The organism is Exiguobacterium antarcticum DSM 14480 (assembly GCF_000685865.1).
Classification (GTDB): Bacteria; Bacillota; Bacilli; order Exiguobacteriales; family Exiguobacteriaceae; genus Exiguobacterium_A; species Exiguobacterium_A antarcticum.
On record NZ_JMKS01000003.1, the window covers coordinates 765,619 to 787,565 of the forward strand.

General features: G+C 47.5%; 22 protein-coding genes and 1 other annotated feature. Of the genes, 9 read left to right on the plus strand and 13 right to left on the minus strand.

The window, feature by feature from the left end; genetic code table 11:
- Positions 1-2 precede the first annotated feature (2 nt).
- From P404_RS0104875 to P404_RS0104900, 6 genes are all read left to right on the plus strand, one after another.
- On the plus strand, positions 3-293 hold the full coding sequence (locus tag P404_RS0104875; RefSeq protein ID WP_026830127.1) for an EscU/YscU/HrcU family type III secretion system export apparatus switch protein: 291 nt from the start codon (positions 3-5) through the stop codon (positions 291-293).
- On the plus strand, positions 290-682 hold the full coding sequence (locus P404_RS0104880; protein ID WP_014971199.1) for a flagellar protein FliS: 393 nt from the start codon (positions 290-292) through the stop codon (positions 680-682). Before P404_RS0104875 ends, P404_RS0104880 begins: the two co-directional genes overlap by 4 nt.
- Positions 683-1,576 (plus strand): flagellin N-terminal helical domain-containing protein, encoded by an 894-nt coding sequence (locus tag P404_RS0104885; protein WP_026830128.1) that lies wholly within the window; start codon positions 683-685, stop codon positions 1,574-1,576. It abuts the gene before it with no gap.
- An 18-nt stretch (positions 1,577-1,594) separates the two neighbouring features.
- On the plus strand, positions 1,595-2,035 hold the full coding sequence (locus P404_RS0104890; protein ID WP_014971201.1) for a YaaR family protein: 441 nt from the start codon (positions 1,595-1,597) through the stop codon (positions 2,033-2,035).
- 23 nt (positions 2,036-2,058) lie between these two features.
- Positions 2,059-2,727: a DUF2225 domain-containing protein gene (locus tag P404_RS0104895; protein WP_026830129.1), complete on the plus strand. Its 669-nt coding sequence runs from the start codon at positions 2,059-2,061 to the stop codon at positions 2,725-2,727.
- Positions 2,728-2,822: 95 nt separating this feature from the next.
- On the plus strand, positions 2,823-4,574 hold the full coding sequence (locus P404_RS0104900) for a GGDEF domain-containing protein (RefSeq protein ID WP_026830130.1): 1,752 nt from the start codon (positions 2,823-2,825) through the stop codon (positions 4,572-4,574).
- Positions 4,575-4,607: 33 nt separating this feature from the next.
- Here P404_RS0104900 and P404_RS0104905 read toward each other — a convergent pair whose 3' ends face one another.
- The 11 genes from P404_RS0104905 to P404_RS0104955 form a co-directional block, all read right to left on the minus strand.
- Positions 4,608-4,787, minus strand: coding sequence for a hypothetical protein (locus P404_RS0104905; protein ID WP_012371303.1), 180 nt, complete (start codon positions 4,785-4,787; stop codon positions 4,608-4,610).
- A 27-nt stretch (positions 4,788-4,814) separates the two neighbouring features.
- On the minus strand, positions 4,815-5,168 hold the full coding sequence (locus tag P404_RS0104910) for a hypothetical protein (protein WP_014971204.1): 354 nt from the start codon (positions 5,166-5,168) through the stop codon (positions 4,815-4,817).
- On the minus strand, positions 5,165-5,536 hold the full coding sequence (fliS, locus tag P404_RS0104915; RefSeq protein WP_026830131.1) for a flagellar export chaperone FliS: 372 nt from the start codon (positions 5,534-5,536) through the stop codon (positions 5,165-5,167). The genes P404_RS0104910 and fliS overlap by 4 nt, the downstream gene beginning before the upstream one ends.
- Before the next feature lie 12 nt (positions 5,537-5,548).
- Positions 5,549-7,111 (minus strand): flagellar filament capping protein FliD, encoded by a 1,563-nt coding sequence (gene fliD / locus P404_RS0104920; protein WP_026830132.1) that lies wholly within the window; start codon positions 7,109-7,111, stop codon positions 5,549-5,551.
- 17 nt (positions 7,112-7,128) lie between these two features.
- Entirely contained in the window at positions 7,129-7,485 is a 357-nt protein-coding gene (locus tag P404_RS0104925) for a flagellar protein FlaG (protein WP_026830133.1), read from the minus strand.
- 508 nt (positions 7,486-7,993) lie between these two features.
- Positions 7,994-8,836, minus strand: coding sequence for a flagellin N-terminal helical domain-containing protein (locus tag P404_RS0104930; RefSeq protein ID WP_026830134.1), 843 nt, complete (start codon positions 8,834-8,836; stop codon positions 7,994-7,996).
- A 223-nt stretch (positions 8,837-9,059) separates the two neighbouring features.
- Positions 9,060-10,343 (minus strand): methyl-accepting chemotaxis protein, encoded by a 1,284-nt coding sequence (locus tag P404_RS0104935; protein WP_014971210.1) that lies wholly within the window; start codon positions 10,341-10,343, stop codon positions 9,060-9,062.
- A gap of 347 nt (positions 10,344-10,690) precedes the next feature.
- The gene (locus P404_RS0104940; RefSeq protein ID WP_026830135.1) at positions 10,691-12,205 is read right to left on the minus strand and encodes a peptide ABC transporter substrate-binding protein; all 1,515 of its coding nucleotides are present in this window, start codon (positions 12,203-12,205) and stop codon (positions 10,691-10,693) included.
- A 95-nt stretch (positions 12,206-12,300) separates the two neighbouring features.
- Positions 12,301-12,536: a binding site (T-box leader), on the minus strand.
- 62 nt (positions 12,537-12,598) lie between these two features.
- The gene (locus P404_RS0104945; protein ID WP_026830136.1) at positions 12,599-12,991 is read right to left on the minus strand and encodes a hypothetical protein; all 393 of its coding nucleotides are present in this window, start codon (positions 12,989-12,991) and stop codon (positions 12,599-12,601) included.
- Between the two features lie 354 nt (positions 12,992-13,345).
- Positions 13,346-14,176, minus strand: coding sequence for a GNAT family N-acetyltransferase (locus P404_RS0104950; protein ID WP_026830137.1), 831 nt, complete (start codon positions 14,174-14,176; stop codon positions 13,346-13,348).
- 77 nt (positions 14,177-14,253) lie between these two features.
- A complete protein-coding gene (locus tag P404_RS0104955; RefSeq protein WP_014971215.1) occupies positions 14,254-14,736 on the minus strand; it encodes a hypothetical protein in 483 nt (160 codons plus the stop codon).
- A gap of 137 nt (positions 14,737-14,873) precedes the next feature.
- Here P404_RS0104955 and P404_RS0104960 point away from each other — a divergent pair, with 137 nt between their 5' ends.
- On the plus strand, positions 14,874-15,377 hold the full coding sequence (locus P404_RS0104960) for a hypothetical protein (protein WP_014971216.1): 504 nt from the start codon (positions 14,874-14,876) through the stop codon (positions 15,375-15,377).
- Positions 15,378-15,424: 47 nt separating this feature from the next.
- Here P404_RS0104960 and P404_RS0104965 read toward each other — a convergent pair whose 3' ends face one another.
- Positions 15,425-16,705, minus strand: a complete 1,281-nt coding sequence (locus P404_RS0104965; protein WP_026830138.1) for a HAMP domain-containing sensor histidine kinase — start codon at positions 16,703-16,705, stop codon at positions 15,425-15,427.
- Positions 16,702-17,361: a response regulator transcription factor gene (locus P404_RS0104970; protein WP_026830139.1), complete on the minus strand. Its 660-nt coding sequence runs from the start codon at positions 17,359-17,361 to the stop codon at positions 16,702-16,704. The genes P404_RS0104965 and P404_RS0104970 overlap by 4 nt, the downstream gene beginning before the upstream one ends.
- A 129-nt stretch (positions 17,362-17,490) precedes the next feature.
- Between P404_RS0104970 and P404_RS0104975 the strand changes: the two genes are divergently transcribed.
- Positions 17,491-18,621, plus strand: coding sequence for a hypothetical protein (locus P404_RS0104975; protein WP_026830140.1), 1,131 nt, complete (start codon positions 17,491-17,493; stop codon positions 18,619-18,621).
- Positions 18,622-19,098: 477 nt separating this feature from the next.
- The gene (locus tag P404_RS0104980; RefSeq protein WP_026830141.1) at positions 19,099-21,924 is read left to right on the plus strand and encodes a sensor domain-containing protein; all 2,826 of its coding nucleotides are present in this window, start codon (positions 19,099-19,101) and stop codon (positions 21,922-21,924) included.
- Positions 21,925-21,947: the final 23 nt, after the last annotated feature.

Below are 21,947 nucleotides of genomic sequence, written 5' to 3' on the forward strand. Positions count from 1 at the left end.
CCATGTATCAGAAAATTGATTTAAAACACCGAAAATCAGCGGCCGTCCTCCGGTACGATGAGGCGTCCGGCAATGCACCGATCGTCGTCGCCCGGGCAACCGGTGCCGCAGCGGATCGGATCCTACAGGAAGCCCGCGCAAGCGGCGTCGCGATCGAACAGGATACCTCGCTGCTCGGGCACCTGCTCGACCTCGATCTCGGCACGGCGATTCCACCGCAATTCTATGACGTGATGGCGGAACTGTTACTGTTGATTGAAGAACTGGATCACGCGAAAGGACGGGACGTATGACAGAACAAGAATTGTATCAGATGACACCCCAGCAATTGACGGAGACGATGTTAAAAGGTCTTGTCTTCCAATACGAACAAACGATATTCGCCCGTGACGAACGACGGTTTGACGCCGTTAACACCCGTCTGCAAAAAGCCTACCAACTGCTTGAAAAACTACAAGCGGGCTTACACGACGACGGCGGCATCATCACGGCACAACTCGATCAACTCTATTATTACTTAGCCGAACAGACGTTACAGGCATACATCGAGCCGACGTGCTTGGAAGAACTGTTACAATTGACGGAAGAATTGTTGATCACCTGGCAAGCCGCCAGTCTAAAGAAAGACCGTCCCCTTGTCCGGGCGGCACACCACGAGCGTTACGAAGGGATGGACTATTAAATGCGGATTTCAAATAATGTACAGGCCTTAAAAGCCTATCGAAACTTAAGTGCCAATCAGATGAACGTCAAGACGACGATGGATAAACTGTCGAGCGGTCAAAAAATCAACCGCGGCGCCGATGACGCGGCGGGTCTCGCGATTTCCGAAAAGATGCGGAACCGTCTCAAAGCACTCGATAAAGCGGAACAAAACGTTCTCGACGGCATCTCGATGGTCCAGACGGTCGAAGGTGGACTCAGTGAGACGCATAACCTGTTACAACGGATGCGCGAACTCGCCGTCCAGGCTGGTAACGGAACGCTTGCGACCGAAGACCGGACCGCAATCCAGGAAGAAATCAATCAGCTGACGAATGAAGTCTCGCGGATTGCCGAAACGACGCAGTTTAACGGAAAAAAATTACTGACGGGTGGCTTTAGTAAAGAAAGCAATGCCCTCTTCATTCAAACAAATGCCGGTGCCAACGAAGGAATCTCAGTAAAAATCGGTGATATGCGTGCTAGAAATATCGGAATCAGCACTAACACTAAACCAAACGCTACTGCTCAGTCACTTGATTTCCCAACAATCAAAACAAAACCAGAGTACGCACTCAGCGTCATGACGAGCAGCAACGCCGATGAAGCTATCAGCCGTTATACAAAAGCCATCGATACGATTTCCCAACAACGGGCAAAACTCGGAGCGATCCAAAACCGGTTCGAAGCAACATCGTCCGTCCTCAGTGTCAGTAAAGAAAACCTGACGGCATCCGAGTCACGTATTCGTGATACCGATATGGCGCGTGAGATGATGGAGTATGCGAAGTACAACATCCTCAATCAATCGGGCATGGCGATGATCGCCCAAGCAAACGCCTTACCGCAAGGCGTCTTACAACTACTCAACTAATCAAAGGAGGAATCACCGATGGACATCCGGCGCATCCAAGAAACAAGCCGCCTGCAGACACCGAAGACCGGACCGCGTGAAGTCGAAGCGTCGACGACGTTTTCGGCCTTGATGCAAGATAAGCGTGAACATAAAGGCTACGAACGCCTCCAACAGAAATTGATGCTCGTCGAAGAGCATGGTCAGTTGCTTGCAGAAAGCCAGACGATTGAACATCTCGAAGCCTATAAAGAAAAAATCAAGGACTTCCTAAAAGATGCCCTCGATCAGTCGCAACAACTTGAAGAAAAACGTGGCTTCAACCGCCGTGGCCGAACGAAGATCTACAAGGTCGTCGAACAAGTCGATGCGAAGTTACTGCAGTTGACCGACAACGTCATTTCCGGCGAATCACGCCGACTGGAGATTCTCGACCAAATCGGCGAAATCAAAGGAATGCTCGTCAACGTTTTTGTCTAAATTCATCTTGAGGAGCCAGTCCGATGCCTGACCTGTATATGAAAAAATGCCGTTGCCCCTACTGTCTCAAAGAAACGGCGACGAAACGTGTCTTGAGCCGGCATATCCGCGTTGATAAAACGGATCGTGACGGGATGATCCATTATAAAGGATCAAACGTCTATTACTATGAGCCGGTTCAGTGTACCCACTGCCGGTTCTTGTTTCACGATACGTTCGGCAAACTGACGACGGACGTCCGCGAGACAATCGCGACGACCATCTTACCATCGTTACCCGTCCTACCGTTTGCCTCGACGGAACGGACAGCGGATCAAGCACTCCAACTCTATAAACTGTGCCTCTATACGGCGCAAATCACCCGACAAAAGGATGCCATTCAGGCGATGCTCGGCGTGCGGATCGCCTGGCTCTATCGTTTGCTCGAGAACCGGGAACAAGAGTTGCTTTGGACGGAACGGACGGTCTTGAAATATGAAGCGTTATACGCAGCTTATTTGGATCCGATTCAAGCCGGTATTCCAGAAGAAACGCTTTTACTCCGTCTTGCTGATTTGTATGCCGTGCTCGATCGAACAGCTGATGCCCGCAAATGGTACAGTGTTATCTTCCAAAGTACAGATGTCTCGGAACGGATTAAAAAAGAGGCCCGTGAGCACTGGGAACTGTACCGGGAACAACACGATCTTTAACCCTGTTCGTCTGCGATATGTTAGACGAAACAGGGTTTTTCTCTCTTGTTGACGAAATTCATACCTATACAGACTTCGAGAAAGGAGGCGAACACATGACGAATCCATACGCAATCAGTCTTTATTTACTTCTGACCTATCTGATTCTAGCATTGACGTTTGACCAGACATGGACCTCTGCCATCGCCGGCAGCATCACCTTGATCGGCTTAAGTGTCTGTGCCTGGTCAGCGTTTGTTCACTTTTTAAGACGACCGAATCACCCGTACCGAAGAATCGGTCAGGCGATTGTTTTGTTTTGGCTCGGCATCATTCTCAACGTTATCTTGGCACTGTTACCAAGCCGCTTCCATCCTGTCTGGTCGGATGCACTGGCAAACGTGACGCTGACGCTGTTCTTACTCTTGACCGCTCTGACACTGGTCCGATTGATCGATTGGTCGTCATTCCGCCAAAACCGCTTGCTTTATCTCGATGGCTTTATTTTATTCGGCATGTCGTTCGTCTTCGGTTATATGATGATTTTACAGTACGTCCCTGACTTTGCCCGGACTACCGTCGAACTGATTGCGATGACAATCTACGCACTTTGTTTCATGGCACTGATCTTATTTTTCCTGATTCTCTATACGACCGGCTTACGCGGTGCACCGCAACACCGGATTCTGATTCAGGCCGTCTCCTTATTTTGTTTCACGAATTTCGGCTACTATACGTTTCTGATTCGTGATCAACTCGACATCGCGGCGTTTTTTTTACCGCTTTATCCGCTCAGCTTGTTTGGGCTGATTCGCTATTTCCGACAAGTCCCCCCATCGATTACACATACGTACACCCTGTCACGACCGTATTTACCGTACGTCAGTCTAGTGCTGTTACTCGTCTGGATCTCATTTTTCCGAGTGCCGAACATCGTCTATGTCTTGGCGATCACACTGCTCTTTTCGTTATTTTTGATCCGACAATATTTTTCAGAACGCCTCAATCAGCAGTTGCTCGAGGAACATGAAGTCGTCCAGTTAGATCTCGCCAAACGTGTCAAGGAAAAGACCGCACTCCTGGAGCTCCGAAAAGAGGAATACCGACGCCTGTTTCTCGATCATCCGGAACCGATTCTGCAGGTCAATCGAATGGGCACCCTCCAGACGATGAATCCGGCAGCGATTGAGCGATTCGGTCGACACTTACCGGAACGGCTGGCACACCAACTCCGACAAGAAGTCGTGCGTTTAGAGACGAGTCGTAAGTTGCTGTTACAAGAGGATACCGTCACGTATGACACGACGTTGATTCCGGTACCAGATCAGGATTACGTCTACGTTCTGTTAGCCGATATCACAGAGACACTCGAACAGCAACAATGGCTCGAAGGGCTGGGTTATCATGATGTATTGACCCGGTTGCCGAATCGTCGTTATTTCGAAGATTTCCTGCAAGAACGATTGACGCAGATTACCTCCGGTTCGTTACTGTTCATTGATCTCGACGGTTTCAAACATATCAACGATTCGTATGGGCATGACGCGGGTGATTATGTCCTGCAGGAGACGGCGAATCGCCTCCGGCTCCATCTCCGGCACGACGAGGTCGCGGCCCGGCTTGGCGGTGACGAGTTCATCGTCTTCCTGCCGCGCTCGAAGGCGGATACGATTCTTTACACCGAAGAACTGATTACTCAGCTGAATCAACCGTTTTGGTTCAATGACAGCGCGATGTCGGTCACACCGTCAATCGGGATTGCCCGCTATCCGGACGACGGCGCAACGACCAGTCTGCTCCTGATTCGGGCGGACGAAGCAATGTACAGCGTCAAACAACATGAAAAAAATGCCTATCGGTTTAAATGAAAAGGACCTTCCGCGGTGGAAGGTCCTCTTTCATTACAATGACTCGCGTCGATATTTTTCTTCTTCATACGCATCCGGTAAATCGGAAATCGGGCGTTCGGCTTCTTCCCAGGATTCCGACTCGACATCCGGTTCGATGAACTGATCGTACGAGCCGTCAGATCGATAAAATGGTTTGACGACTTTTCGTTTTTTGTCTTCACGTTTTGTCACGCGAGATCCCTCCCTAGGTCTAGAAAGTTACTGACGAGAATCAAAATACGGTGAAAAACTACCTTCGACTTCTTCGTACGGATCGATATACGATTTCCGACTTGTTTTCGTCTGACGGAGTTGACTGATTTGTACCCCTAATTTAGCGGTTTCTGACGATAATTTCAAGTCGATTTTTTGACTGTCGGCGACAAGCTCTTGAATGACGGCTTGATTGGCACCGGCAAGTAAGTTCGAATGAGCGGCGATGAACGCTTCCCGTTCGTTCAACAAGTTCTGGATTTTCAGCAACCACTCGTCATAGACGTCTTCTTCCGGCGTCTGCTCAAGCAACTCCATCAAGTGTTTCGTCTTCAGACGGAGCGGATCGAGCGGACTCATCGTTGACGTGCGAGCTTCATCGCTTCTTTCCATGTCTCACGAAACTCTTCAGCAAAACCAATCACTTCATCGATCGCCACAACATCATTTTTGACATTGGCGTCAATTAAGCGATCTTGCATATAGTCATACAAATTATTTAAATCTTTTGATAAGGCAATCGACTGGTTGAGCGTCAGTTGGAGTTCAAGAATAATTGCCTGCGCTTTTTGGATATTCGTATTTTTTTGTTCAATCAAGCCTTGTTCAATCGACCGTTTCGAAAGCATCGCAAACTTGATCAGTCCTTCATACAGCATCAACGTTAGGTCTTGTGGTAAAGCAGTTGTAACCGAGTTCGTTTGGTACGTTGCATAGGGGTTCGCCATCTGAAGTCCTCCTTATTGTCCTAAGTATGAAGCGAGTGTCGCCGACTGACTGTTCGCTTGGTTCATCGCCTGTTCCATCGCTGCAAAACGACGGTAATATCCATCTTCTTTTGTTTTCAATTTGTCTTCCCATGTCAGCATACTCTTATCGAGATCAGCCAGTGATTTTCCGAGACGATACGTCGTCGAGACAGCACCATCGAGTCCTGCGACCTTCGAGATTTTATCACGCATTGTCGTCGCAAATCCTTGGATTTGACGGACAAACCCGTCAAGTCCATTTATGCTCGGAATGGTATTTCCTTGAGCGTCTTTCACTGGTTCTGGAGCATCCGCTGTAAACAGTTTATAAACACCTTCCGGTTGTTCCTCAAGCATCTTTTTAAGTTTTGTTTCATCTAGTTTTAACTTTCCTCCATCGCGGAAATCACTTGTTGAAGTGATTCCAATTTGCGACATATAGTTTAATTGGATCGTATCAGTCCCTGACGTATACGAATAGCCGGTATCAATTTTTGCAGAAATTGCACTCCGGAATGAGTTCATCCCGTCACGCAAAAAACTGTCATTTTTCAGAACACCGCTCACCGCTTTTTCTTCCCATTTCTTAACCTCATCTTCACTCAGTTCTTTCCGCTGAGCATTCGTTAACGGTTGGAAGTCACGGTACTTTTCTTCTCGGACTTTTTTATTCATTTTATCAATTAAATCGTTATATTTATCGACAAACTTCTTGATTGAATCAAAGTTTGCCTGCGTATCGAGTTTCGTGTTGAGAGTAGTAGATGTCGTTGACGTCCCGTTTAACGTAATTGTCAGACCGTTTTGCGTGAAGGTGTTGGTCCGTTGTTCGAGTTCCTGACCTCCGATTGTGTACTTTGCATTTTTACCGTCTTGTCCCATCGTCAATGACTGGGAGTTCGCAATCTCGGAATTGGCATTCGCATCGAGAATCGTTATATCTGCCCCGCTTGGATTAAGTTTCCCGGTACTTGTTTTCGTTAAAACTAGTTTACCTGTAATATCATTATAGACAGCACTCATGCCGAGACTAGATTTACCATTGATAGCTGATGTTAAATCGGACAGTTTTTGCGTTGAATCTAGTGAAAGTGTTTCACTAATTGCTTTTCCGTCAGCAGAAAAGCTGTTGATTTGAACATTGATTTTTCCACCTGTCACAGTAAACATCCCACTGTCAGCAAGCGTTGAATCGGATGACTTTCCTGCCGTTGTCATCATTGTTACAGATGCTGATGATGCTAACTGGTCAATCTTATCAATCGTCACACTCCCAGCTATTGATGCTGGACTAGCAGTCACCAAGACTTTTGATGCATCCGAACTGGTCGCGGTCTTCGCTGTATAATTTTTCGATAACAACATATCACTCGCAGCTGTTCGTAAATCGAGTAAACCTCGGTTCATTTCGCGATAGGCATCACGTTGCCACGTTAAGGTTTGTTTCTTTTGTGAAAGACGATCCACTGGTGCCCGTTCCGCCTGCATCAATTGTTTAATCATCGTTTCTGTATCAATCCCACTTGCGAGACCACTAAGACGTATCCCTGCCATCCAATCAGTCCTTTCCCTTAAATCCGTTTATCAATCAGTTGATTAAATTCCATAAAAGCGGCAAAAAAATCGAGTTCCTTTTTACTCGGAATTTCTTGAACGACATGGTTATTTGTATCGACGACTTGAATATAAAATTCATTGAGTTTTTCATGTTTGATGAACTTTAAGCCTGTTCGTTGTGCTTCGAGCTGGACATTTGCCTTTTCAATGGCTGTTTCAAGCTTTGAGATATGCTGTGGTGTTGGCAAGATGACGATGCCATCCTGTGCCAAATCTTCTTGATTCGCTTCGATGAAGACATTCCGTGTCGCTTCGTAAGGTAAAACATTTTCAGGCAGGTGAAGCCGAATTTCCGTGTTGATGGAATTCATGGACAAACACTCCTTTTTCTTCTCTATGTAGTATATCGGCATATTCGAGTAAGTTGTAATACCTGATTTAAAAATCAATAGATAAAAGGCCATGGAACAAGTCCATGACCTTTACGTAAGCTGTATAACCAATTACGATTAACGGAGTAATTGGAGAACGCCTTGCGGCTGTTGGTTCGCTTGCTACGCGCATTAGCTTTCGCTAATGATAAGACTATATCTTCATCCTAGATTTACTAGGAGCTGGGCGCTTCCCCCGCCGTTTACGGAGTACGGATTTCATAACCATCGGAAGTCTCCATTAGGTCGTCTATCCTAGTCGTTGAACCTTCACCAAGGTTTCCCTACAGGTGCTTGGCTGCTGATTGTCCAATCCTTGACGTTTTTCAGAACGGTCACGCTCGCCGTTTCCAGCCACGTTGTCGTACATCAAGGCTCTCAGGAGTTCCAGCAATTCACCCAGTCATGCTCTGATTAGTTACCCAATCAGACGCCCGGTGGAATCAAATTACCGAAGGAGTTGAAGCACGCCTTGGGGTGTTTGATTCGATTGAGCCAACATTGCTTGTGCAGCTTGCGCAAGAATTGAGTTCTTTGTTTGGTTCATCATTTCTTTCGCCATATCAACGTCACGAACGCGTGATTCAGCCGCTGTTAGGTTTTCAGAAGATGTTTTGAGGTTGTTGATTGTGTGCTCGAGACGGTTTTGAGTCGCACCAAGCTTAGAACGCTCTGCTGAAACTGTTTCAATCGCATCGTTTACTGTAGTGATGGCTGTATTAGCACCAGTTTGAGTAGTAATGTCAATACCAACTGTTGTAGCTTCGTCTGTTCCAGTACCTACTGCAAGTGCAGTTGCATCCATGTTACCGATTACCAATGTAAGATTTTGTGATTCGTTAGCCCCAATTTGGAAGACTTTACCATCAGCATCTGAACCATCCAGCAATTTTTGAGTGTTAAACTCAGTAGTTTTAGCAATACGTGTAGTTTCTTTTGCTAACTGAGTAAATTCTTTTTGTAATTCTTCACGATCAGTAAGAGTGTTAGTATCATTGGATGATTGAGTAGCTAGTTCACGCATCCGTTGGAGAATGTCATGCGTTTCGTTCAATGCACCTTCAGCAGTTTGAATCAACGAGATTCCGTCTTGTGCGTTACGTGAAGCTTGATCAAGTCCACGAACTTGTCCACGCATTTTTTCAGAGATTGCAAGACCAGCTGCATCGTCGCCCGCTTTGTTGATGCGAAGACCTGAAGCGAGTTTCTCCATTGATTTCCCTTGAGCTGAAGAAGCTGCCGAAAGTTTGTTGTGTGTGTTAAGAGCTGTAATGTTGTGATTAATAATCATTGTAATTTCCCTCCATAGGAATAAATTTTTTGTCTCTTTGAAGATCCTTCTTCTCCGAGATGCGCCCCCTGGCCGGCCCAAGAGTAGCGCGGTGGTTGTAGTCGATGACTGCTTCCACTCTATATATCGTCGCCGTACCAAAATGTTTAACAGTTTCTCTCAAAAAAAATAAAAAACTTCAAAGAAAAATCGCAGACGAAGATATCCGTCTGCGATTTCTACTTTACAAACGCGTTGCGCCTGTTTCTTCCTGTAGTTGTTCGGCGACCGCCACCAACTCTTCCATCGCGCCATTGACTTCACCTAGTGAAGCGGCTTGATGGCTTGACGCCTGTAACACCTGCTCAGCATGTTTTGATGCTTCTTCAACCATTGCGAGGATATTTGCTGTCGTTAAACCAACTTGATCGATTTCCTTGTCCGACTTGATGACGAGTTGATCGACTGACTGGACGCGTGAATAGACACTTTCCGTTGACTGATGAATCTCTTCAAACGACGAACCGGCTTGTTCGACGAGTCCAACACCGGTCGCGACTTCTTTTTGCACGTCGGTCATCGCATTTGCCGTGTCGTTGACCAGACGTTTAACACCGGAAATCAAATCGGTGATTTCTTTCGCTGACGTTGCTGTCTGTTCCGCCAGTTTTTTGACTTCTGCTGCAACAACGGCAAAGCCACGTCCGGCGTCGCCGGCACGAGCCGCTTCAATCGACGCATTGAGGCTAAGTAAGTTCGTCTGCGCCGAGATATCACTGATGACATCGGTAATCCGTGAAATTTCACCGGTCATATCCGTCAAACGACCGTTTAGTGTTGCGGATTGTTCCATCTTGCTTGAAATCATATGCATTGCTTCGACCGAATCCGTTGCTAGCGTCTTTCCGTTTTCCGCTTCTGTCTGCATGACCGTCGCTGATTTCAAGGCTTCGTTCATCTCTTTTGCCACTTCGTCCATCGTCCGTTTGACGGCACCGAGTGCGTCCATCGACAGATAAGCTTGATCGACGTTTTCATTCATCTTCGTCGAGAGCTCTGCCATCGCCGATTGAATGCTTTCACCGGAAGCGTTACCCTCTTGCACAGCGGCGGCGATTTCTTGCGCTGACGCCGTTAACTTATCACTGGAATTGCCCATCTGTGTTGCTTGCTTGCGAATATGTAAGACCATGACTTCAAGTTCATGCATCAATTGATCGACTTCGTCGCCGCGTTTCGCTTCTTCGAAATCGACGTTGAAGTTGCCGTTTGCGACTTCACGCGCTGTTTCCGTCGCTTTTTCGATTGCTTTAATCGGTTGACGGAGAATCAATTGAATCAATAACGAGCCGAGAATCGAAAGTATTAATCCAATTCCAGCGCCGAATAAAATCGCCTGATTATCCGCGACGTTTACTCCGCGCGATAGGAATAATGTCAGCTGGGCAGAAATTCCGCCGGTAATGATTGAAATAACGAGAACCCATACAAATAATCGAATCTTTAAATTGCTACGTAACTTGCTCATATTCCGTAACTTCCCTTCCTGATGCTTTTCTCAACATTCTCCTTATCGGCATCAGATGAGAACGCTTTAATAGGATTGACCTGATTTCAAAGTCAGTTAAGTCATTTCCTTGTCACAAAATGACAAGCTGATTCATCTAACGACTAATCCATACAAGATAAGACGGGTGTTTACTGCCTTTCTGTGGAAAAACAAGGACGAGAGACCTTAATGTGAAGTGGCTCTCGTTCTTGGCCACGAAAGGCAAGAAACCGGTCTTATCCATTTAACGTTTCTCTTTCCAGCACAAAAAAACCGTTCCCTTGTCATATGTAAACGACAAGATGAACGGCTTTTTCGATTATTCTTTACTTCCGGTTTATCTCCACATATTTATAAGAAATATCCGTTCCGACATTGTGACGGGCGAGGTTTTTGACTTCCGTGTTTTGCAGGAAGGCATTTTTCCGTTGGTAGACCGGTGAAATCGCTTGATCGTCAAGTAACATCGTTTCCGCTTTGCTCAACAATTCCAGACGTTTGTCTTGATCAAGTTCGTTTTCAGCCTGTTTCAAGAGACTGTCATACTTCTTGTTCGAGTAGTCCATCATGTTGAACGGGTTGCCGGTCATGAAGAGGTTCAAGTACGTTGTCGCATCCTGATAATCCGGAGCCCAGCTCGCGAGTGACAAATCATAATCCCCTCGTCCTTCACGTGCCAACCGTTCTTTTTTCGGCAGTGACAACAGTTTGACATCGACGTTTTGTTGTTTTAGCGAACCTTGGATGTACTCCCCGATTTTTTTCGAGACATCGTCATCTTCAATGATCATCGTCAGTTCTAGCTTTTGACCAGCCAAGACTTGTTTTGCTTGTGTTGCGTCAAACGACGCTTCGATTTGACGGGTCTTGTCGTACTTCGGATCAAGTTCTTGCGGGACGATGTAATCAGCCGGCAATGATCCGTTGCCAAGTAACGTCTCCGTCAACGCTTTTTTATCATACGCGGCATCGATTGCCTGACGGGTCTTTTGATCTTTAAGAGCGTCCGTTTTTTGATTCATCCGGATGAAGAACATCCGTGAGTCGCTGAACGTGTTGTACTCTTTTTTCGATTTGTAGTTGATGACATTCTCTGAGTTCAGTGGCGCAACGTCAAGTTCACCCGTTTCAAACAAGTTGATCGCAAGCATCGGATCCTTGATGATCTTGACGTCGACTTCGTCAATCTTGACGTTTTTTTGGTCGGCATAATCAGCGTTTTTCGCCAATGTATAACCTTGCTCCGCTTGGTATTTCTTGAACGTAAACGGTCCGTTGTAGACGTTTGTTTCCGGGTCTGTTCCGAACTGCTCGCCTTGTTGTTTGACGATATCTTCCCGAACCGGCATATACGTCCCGAACGTCGTCATGCTGAGGAAGTACGGTGTCGGACGTTTGAGTTCAATTTGTAACGTCTGATCGTCGATGACTTTTGTTTCTTTAACTGGTTCTAACAAGTAAGAAAACGGTGAGTTCGTCTCGATTACCCGCTCATAGGCATAGCGGAAGTGTTCCGCTGTGACCGGTTTGCCATCCGACCATTTCGCATTCTGATCGAGCTTAAACGTGTAAACTTTTCCGTCTTCCGACACGCTGTGTGATTTCGCTGCTGCCGGTACGAGTTCGTTGTTGGCATCAAAGCGATAGAGTCCTTCGTAGATTTGGTTGAAGATATTCGACGTGATGGCATCTGCCGGGTCGACCGACAGGAGATCATAACTTTCCATCGTGTGCAGGACTTTCTTTTCGTTTTCATTTGGTGCTGCCTTTTCTGTTTCCGTCGTCGAGCATCCTGCGAGCAGGAACGCCGTACTGGCCGCCGCGATCAATGTCTTTTTCATCAAAAATTCCTCCTAAAGATAATGTGCGTTGGATGATTCGGCGTTCCTTGACGTAAAACAAAAGACGCCCTCTATGCCACAGCAAAAGCTGATGCATAGAGGACGCCTGTATCCGCGCGGTGCCACCTCTAGTTGAGATTAAAAATCTCCTCTTGTCGCTGGTCCAACAACCAGCTAGCCCGGTAACGGGGGCAACCGTCCTGTCTACTGAATCGTTCAACAGGCTCTCAGCGGTCCATTCCCTAATCAGCTTACCGCGTCAGGCTCTCACCTTTCCTGACTCGCTTTGTCGGCAGTGTTGACGGTACTTACTCCGCGTCGTTGATTTGTTTGATATGGCTTAACTTGTTGTTTACTTTACACGGCTTGTTTTCAACTGTCAACGAAAAAAGCTTAGAACGGATGATCCTCTTTGTGTTCCTGCTCTTTCCGCACCGGACGGGGACGGATTGGTTCGACGCGTTCGACATGTGTCCGGGTGATGATCCGGTTGCCGAATGCCGCATCGAGTAGGATCGTAATCGCGGCTGCGATGTGCAACAACATCCCGACGACCGGAATGACACCGACTGTCGACGCGACGATTCCGACGATGTTCCCTTTTGACACGCGACCCGCTCGTGCCGTCAAGACGACGACCACGATATGGAACGCTAACATCAACCACAGTGCATTATATCCTGTCCCAATGACAATCAAACCACCCAGCAACGGAATCCCGAGCATTGCCTCTAAACCGCCTGATACCCACTTCAACGTCCGTAATGAATCTTGTCGACCGTCCATGACGTCGCCTCCTCTTTTTTTCCATATGTGTAGTATACGACAAAACCCTGAGAAGGTTTCAGATTTCTTTTAGAATATGAACTTGTTTTTCATGTTGTCACTTCACCAAATGCCACCATTTTTTCAATACCATAGTTTCCGGTGTCCGGGCGCGACTCCTGCGGGAAAAGGAAGGGCTTGTCCCTTCCGTCAGGAACAGGCAAGACCCGGTCGTCCGAAGAGGACGATCGCGGCTTGCGTTCCGCCCGAGGAAAGCGCGCCAACGGACGAACGGAAACTTGTTTTTTTCTGTTCTAAGACCTATGGTCTATCCAACAAAAAAAGCCCACTTTCGTGGACTTTCCTTCAAACAATTTATAATCCGAGCACGTGGAACTGATAACCCCGTCCGACAACGAATCCGGCTTCTTTATACAAATCAAGCGCCCGTGCGTTGTCCGTCTCGACATCGAGTTCAAGCTGCGTCCGACCTGTGCGGAACATCGCTTGCACCATCAGTTTCAACATCTTTTTGCCATACCCTTTACCCTGCGCTTCCGGACGAACGGCAAACGCATGGATGCTTGCTTGTGTGTCTGACGCGAGATACGCCCGAATGACACCAACCGGCTTATCGTTCGCGACACCAAGGAACGTGACGCGATCGTCCGACTCGATGGCTTGATAAATCGACTCTGCTTCATCCGCTGTGTTGCCAAATGACGAACCAAGTGTCTCGACGATAAACGGACGATCGCCCGCTGTTGCTTCCCGCAGTTCAAAATCCGGGTCCGCTTTTAAGAACAATTGTGCTTTTTTGAGCACCATGTTGTATTCCGTCATCCGGTATTCGGCACCGAGTTGACCAAGGACAGCCTGACCTGATTTACTTTCATCATCAATGACAAACGTAAACGCTTCGACGCCTTGCGGACGAGCCGCTTCTTTCGCCGCTTCGACAAGCGTCTTGAAGACTCCTTGCTTCCGGTATTCCGGATCGACGAAAACGTTGATTTCCCATTCTGTCGGTAAGTAGGCAAATGCTTGGAGATAACCAATCAATTTTGTATCCTCATAGATGGCAAAATCATTTTGTCCAACCCAATCCGCCGCGACCTTTAGTTCAATCCCGTCGTGATCATTAACACATTTCTCAAGTTGTAGAACTTCTGTCGTTTGTTTAACTTCTGTTACTGTCCATTCCATTTCACTTCACCTCAACCTTTACTATATCGAACCATCAAAAGAAGCACTAGCAAAAGCTGGTGCTCCTTGCAGTTCACTTATTTTAATTTAAATGTTTTCATCATCGCCGGGACATCCTTTGTGATCAACTTCGCGATTTTTTCTTTACCGACTGCGCCTTTGACGGCTTCCGTCGGTTGGACATAATAATACGTTTTGTTGCCTTTTGTTCCGAGATACGTCCCGAACCCGACTTGTTTCTCAAATTGTTTTTTTGTTAATTTTTTCGGTTCAAAGTTCAAATTGACGAGCATTTGATCTTTGCCCTTCACTTTATAGTAGAGCGAAAACGTCCCGCTGCGTGTCACGGTCCCGTATTTCGTCTTGACGGTTTTGTTTTTGACAAGATCGACCTTATCTTGCTTGATCGCGGTCTGCAAGGCTGTCGTCGCTTTGACCGAGTAACCAAAGTCTTTGTTTTGAATCGTTCCTGTGTTGTACGTCACGTTACTTGCACCGAAAGCTGTCACTGGAATTAGACATGCCCCGATTAATACCCCTGTCATTGCTAGTCGTTTCATGCTAACTCCCCCTCAACTCTTCGATAGTAGAGGAATTCCCTTTTGTAAAATAGGTAAACTCTATTCTTGAAAAAGATTTGACGGAATTGTCTAAATTTCTTACGATAGAAGTAACGAAACGAAATGGGGTTAAACTGATGGCTGAACAAGAACAATTAACGCAAGAACAGCTCGATAATCTGCTGAAGAATTCGTTTGCGATGCAGGTACCAATCCTCGAGAAGTTCATGAAAGATACACATGACCGCTACGCACTCGCGACGACTTCTTTCAAACGCGATATGAATACGATGAAAGAAAGCGAGTGGCACCAGTTCTTTGCCGGTAAATTGTTACCACACTTCTTCCTCGAGCATCTCGGATTCGGCGCCTCGTTCCGCTTCAATGGACACGACAAAGAAGTTGATTTGCCGGAAAACGTCGTCCCTGTCCGGAATGACGCTGATGACCAAATCGCAAAAGTCGTGCTGGGTGTTGAAAAAGCAATGAAAGACATGCACATCAAAAACCATGGCTTAGTGGCGAAATTCTATCAGGAAACACTCGAACTCGCTTGCCAGATGGGCAGCCGTGTCGGGATGAGTGATGAATTCTATACACTCGTCAAACCAAGTCTCGTTCAAGCAAACGATTCCGAATAAGCAAACGTCTCGCTCCTCATCTAGTTGATGAAGGGCGAGACGTTTTTTCATATGATCCGTTCTTCTCCGCATCGAATATAAAAGCAGGCTCCCCCAAGCGAACTGTTGCGAACCCCATACTCAAGTCCATGACTATCCAGAATCAGTCGACTGATCGCAAGACCTAACCCGTGTCCCGACCCACCTGCTTGTTTGACGTAGAGATCCCAAATCGTCGCCCGGTCACTTTCCGCGACACCGCTTCCCGCGTCTTCGACCGTCAGTTCCATTGGTGTCAGTCGGACACGGACTTCACTGCCGGTTGGTGCTGCGACCTGCGCATTCATCAAAAAATTGACGAGGACGCGTTCGAACATCCGGCGATCGACCACAAGACGGACCGGTTCTGTCTCGACGGTCAATCTGACCTGGTCCTTGCTGAACGTCGACCGAAGGCGTTCGACCGTCTCCTGCACAAGCGAATCAAGGGCGACTTCCGTTCGGTCGAGCGGCATCATCCCCCCGGCAAGTTTCGAGTAGACCAGTGTTTCGTCAATCAACAGACCCAACCGGTCCGCCTCCTCGATGATGCTGTCCGTCACTTCCGGTAATTCTTCGACCGGGATCACTCCTGCTGCGAGTGCTTCCGTCTCGTTGCGGATGATCGCAAGCGGTGTCCGTAAATCGTGGGTGATCCCGGCGATGAACGATTTCTGCAGGACGTCTTTTTGTACGAGTTGTTCCTGCATCTCGTCCACGGCACGAATCAACTCCCCTACTTCGTCATTGGGTCGGACCGGCAAGGTGACATCTTTTCGTCCGTCGCCAATCTGTTTGGCGACTCTGCGCAACTCGATGATCGGACGGATGAACTGTCGTCCCATATAGTAGGCAAGTCCTGCCGCCAGTAATAACGTCACGAAGAAGGCGACGCCAATTGCGAGATACACGCCGTCAAGTGCACTACTCGCAAGTGGGGCTTCACGGATCGTCGTGATGACCGTCCCCCCACTCGTCAGCTGATACGTCAACAAACGATTGCCTTGGACTTCGATGCGGTCCTTCTGTTGCAGGTCCTCTAAAATCGGTAACTCGACGATTTGTCGTCCCCGTCCGCCAATCCGTTCCGTTACGCCGTCTTTCGTAATGAACCCTTGGATTTCACGCGGGACGGGGCGACTCTCAGCGAGTGCTTCTTTGATGATGTTGGCTTCCCGTGCCAGTTGACTGTATCGTTCGTCCTCCGCAAAACGGTTGACGAGGAACGCCGTCAAACCAAAGCTGAGGATCCCCATGATCAATAACGGGGCGATGACGGCGAGTAAGAACTTCCGCATCAACTTGCTCATTCGATCGCCTCCAATCGGTACCCGACCCGATGGACTGTCTTCAGCTGTTGTTTAATGGTCGGTAGTTTATCGCGCAACTGTTTGACGTGCGTATCGACGGTCCGCGTATCCCCGCCGAACGTGTAGCCCCAGACTTCGTCCAGGATTTGGTCACGGCTGAGCGCTTCTCCGAGGTGCTCAAAGAAATAGACCAACAGTTCGAACTCCATCTTCGCCAGACTAATCGTCTCCGGTCCATTTTTGACACGGCGGGCCTTTTCGTCAATCGTCACATCTCCCAGTTGCCGTCCGGCGGGTAACCGTTGTTTTAACGCCCGTTCAAGCCGAATGATTAATTCCTTTAAGACAACCGGTTTGACGAGATAATCATCGGCACCTAGTTCGAGTCCAAACACCCGGTCGTCTGCTTCCCCGCGTGACGTCAGCATGAAGACGACGGGCGCCGGATGATTTGACTTGATCGATGGGACGAGCGACCAACCGTCTCCATCGGGTAGACGAACGTCAACCAGTACGGCGTCAAACGTCTCGTCCATCAAATGTGTTTTGGCCTCTTGCAGTGACCCCACAAGTGTCACCGTATAACCATGATGGCGCAAAAACCGTTCCGTGACCTGAGCCAGCTTCAGTTCATCCTCAATCACTAAAATCTTCATCTTCATCCCTCCATCTGTAGTGTACCGCCTTTTTTAGCCGGTTGGCGTTTCTTCGCGATTTCTTTGCAACTTCCTCACAACTTCCGTCCGGACACCCGCTAACATAAAGGGTGAAAGGAGTGATCACCCATGAAATTCAAAAAACAATGGATCACCGCATTGACCATCAGCGCCTTAACAGTTGGAGGAGCTTCTGCTTACGCCGCAACCAACGACAGCGATACGGCAACAAAATCAGAACGCCATCACTTCGAAGGCATGAAAAAACTTGACTTCACCTTACTTCTCAAAAAACTTAATCTGACTCAAGCACAAGCCGAGGCGGCTCGGGAAAAAGGCTTATCGATCGCCGATCTTGCGAAACAAAAAGGCATCTCGTTTAAAGACTACAAGGCAGCAGAACTCGCTGCTGCAAAAGAACAACTTGCTTCCCTCGTCAAATCAGGGGACTTAACGAAGTCGCAGGCAGCAGATATGCTAAAACGACATACGGAACGGTTTAGTGGCGTTTCAAGCTACACCGAGCTAAAAGAGCAAATGCCTAAAGGACATCACGGTGACAAAGGCGGTTTCTTTAACGAATCCTTGATTGCTGACGTCTTAAAAGCCCTTGGACTGAGCCAAGACAAGTTTGATGCCGCCAATCAATCACTCGCTGCCTATGCGAAGGCGCAATCGATCAAGTTCGCCGATTACAAAAAGGCGTTGCTCGCTGCCCAGAAAACACAACTCGACCAATTCGTCAAAGACGGTAAAATGACGAAAAAACAAGCAACGGACATCAAAGCCCGTCTGACGGAACAATTCTCGGATGCGAACAGTTACGACGATTTACCGGAACGTGGTCAGCATGGAGCAGGCGAACACGGGCGACCGGGACACGATGTATTTGGTGACACGACATCTGCCATCTTGAAACGGCTGAACCTCGACGAAACGAAATTCAAAGCTGCCGATCAAGCATTACCGGAATTTGCAGAAGCAAATGACGTATCCTTCGGTCAGTTTGAAAAAGCGGTGCTCGCGGAACAAACGAAAGCCATCGATGCGAAAGTCAAAAGTGGTACCATTACCAAAAAACAAGCGACGGCAATCAAGGAACGGATGCAGGAACGGGCGGATGAAGTCTCAAGTTACGATGACTTGGAACAAGGTCCACGTGGTGGACACGGACCAGGACATCATCACGGGATGAACGATGCTCCTTCCTCTGATACGGATCCAAACGCAAGTGACACGTCCGTCGATCTCGCTATCTAATCAATATCTCCAAACACAGATGAACCTCATCACCCTTCACACATGTGGATGTTGATGAGGTTTGTCTTTTTGTCTTTTTGTCTTTTTGTCTTTTTGTCTTTTTGTCTTTTTGTCTTTTTGTCTTCCTCTATTGCCTTTCCTGTTGGACGAAGCGAACCAGACGATCGAGCCTGCTGTCGCAGCTCGACTTCTACGGGAAAAGGAAGCTTTGCTTCCGTCAGGAACAAGTGAGACCCGGTCGACTGTCAAGGCGGCCGCGGCTCACGTTCCGCCCGAGAAAAGCGAGCGCATGAAAGCAGGTTCACCTCTCTTACTTTCCGGTACTCGTCCCTGTTTCCTCACGCCCCTCCCTATTCTCCAAAAAATGATTCGCTTTTTTTGAAAAAAAAGTCTATTCTTTGAACTTTGATTGCAATTGAGGCTCACTTACTCCGATACTAGAAAGAGAATTAAAATTTCTAGTGAGGAGATTTGTCTATGACTTTTTTCGACGCGATGCAACGGCTGAGTCGTTCATCTACATCCCCTCTGTTGATCGGCGGGCTCGAACTGTCCCATCCGGAACGTGTGGAGCCTTTTTTCCAACAAAATACGGATGCCGTCTTTTTCTTTAATCATCTTGGTGAAATCGTCTATTTTAACGAGAACCTTCCTCGGATGCTGGGGTATTCCGAAGATACTTTATATAACCATTTCGCCATCTTTAGCCCACCGGAACAAAATGATTCGGTGACCGCCTTTTTTGAACGTGCACTTGCCGGCGAAACCGTTCATTATACGGCCCAAGGATTACATATTGATCAGCATCGACTGACGTTAAAGATCACCAACATGCCAATCGAACAAGATGGTCAGGTCGTTGGTGTATACGGGATTGCACGAGACATCACACGTGAAAAGCAACTCGAAGACGACGTCGTACAAATCCGTTCGCAACTCAAGCTGAGGGAACAGATTCCGGAATTGGTCGTTTTCCAATATGATGCGCTGACACGAAAGATTGAATCTTCTGCGTCCTTGATTAACTACTTAGGTTTTTCACAACTTGAGTTAAAACAACTTTCTAATAAACAATTACACAAACGTATCCATCCGCGCGACTTGAATCCACTGCGTTTCCAGATGATTCGCCTGCTCGAAGGAGAAGTCGATTCGTTCGAACAGGAAATTTCACTGTTGAATGCCAATCAGCAATATCAGCTATTGCGCTTAAAAGCCTCACGTAGTAACGAAGATAAGAATCAAATCTCGATGGTTTTATACGATTTGTCAGAAGTCAGCGAGGCCCGTCAGCAATTGAAACTGGAGCGGGAACAAACAAAGGAAATTTATGAAGCACTTGAAGCCGCTATCTCACAAATTGATTTATCGACTGGTCGCATCTTGTTTCACTCGAAAGGATTTTTCCAACTTTTCGAAGAATTGCCGGACGATTTGATTCTTAGCGAGGAGTGGTTGTTTGGACGACTCGATCCTCGAGATATCTCAGCTATGAAACGGTTCATCAAACGGCTTATGTCTGGTAAATCCGGAATGATTCAATATCGCCTGTTGTTCCCAGATGGTCGCCTGAAATGGATTGAGGATCAACAAATCCCTGTCTTCCGACTGGATGGGTCGATTGCCTATACGAATAGCATCATGCATGACATCACCTTACAAAAAGAATACGAAGAGCGCTTGCAACAACTTGCGATGCATGATTCCGTTACTGGTCTACCAAACCGACTTGCGTTGACCGAAACCATCAAAGATTGGATGCAAGCAAATACAGCCTTTTCGGTCCTATCGATTGCATTCAATCGGATTTCGGATATTAACAACGCATTTGGTCATGCTTCAGGCGATCAGTGGCTTCAGGCAACGAGCGCACTACTCTCGACATCAAAAACAGCAGAGGTTTTCTTAGGTCACCTGGGTGGTGATGAATATACGATGTTGATTCCGTCTAGTTTCAAGAAGGACATTACGTCATGTGCTGAAACTTTATTACAGTTATCCACGAAACCCATTCTAATTGAACAGTATGCTTTATTTGCCCGGGTGTCGATCGGGATCAGCCGTTTTCCGGATGATAGTAACAATTCAGTTGAGTTGATAAAACATTCCTATACAGCACTGCGTCGTTCCCGACGAGAAAATCATAGTACTGTTCACCACTATGCGTCTAATCTCGATATCGATTACTACCGCCGTTACCGGCTCGAACAAGATTTGCATTACGCGATCGAGCGGGATCAACTGTTTCTCGAGTACCAACCGAAAGTCGATAGCTGGACTGGCAAAATCATTGGTCTCGAAGCCTTGATCCGGTGGCAACACCCGGAATGGGGACGGATTCCACCAAATGATTTCATTCCACTGGCAGAAGAAAGTGCACTCCATATCGCGATTGGCGACTGGGTCGTCGAGACGGCGTGTCAGGCGATGATCAACTGGTCCCGTGCCGGTGCTGAACTCGTTCCGATTTCCGTCAATGTCTCCCCGAAACGGTTTTTGATTCCCGGGTTCGAGCATCAAATCGAACAAGCTCTGACCACGTACAAGCTGTCGGCCGATCTGCTTGAACTTGAAATCACGGAAGCCGCCTTGATCATGGATGACCCGAACATCAGTCGGACCCTCGAACACTTAAGTCAGCTTGGTGTTCGGATTGCTCTCGATGACTTTGGAAAAGGCTACTCCTCGATGGTCTACTTGCAACGTTATCCGATTAATGTCATCAAGATTGATCGGCAATTTGCGACGCATATCGTAGAGGATCGAAAAGCACAAGCCATCGTCAAAAGTATTCTCTACATGGCAACGGAGTTTAATCTAGCCGTCATCGCGGAAGGAATCGAAACCTTGCAACAACTCGAGATGTTCCGCTCCTTGAACTGTCCGAATATCCAAGGTTATCTATTCAGTAGACCGGTGTCGGCAGAAGTCATGGAAAGTTTCCTCTTACGGGAAGTGTTGTATCCGATCGAAGCCTGTTCTCTTGCTCCCGATACCGTTCCCCGTTTCTCCGTCCACGGGAAAATCAAGATGCTGAAACATCAAAATCAAGCCTTTGATTTTAGTTTTTCAGACATTCAGGCGCACCGGACGAGTACCCGTCATCTCTACTTCACGACGAAAACGCCACTGCCGTTACAGACTGCGACGTTTGAAGTACGGCTCGTCGAAGGGATTCAGATGGTCTCCTGTACCTTGTCCATCATCGCCATCGAACAGGGTCAATATGTCGGAAAATATGCAACGGTCCAAGAAGCTGAACCGGTCTTACGTTTTTTCCAGTCTCTTCGCTATACCGAATAATGCCAGCACTAAGGTCGTCCTCG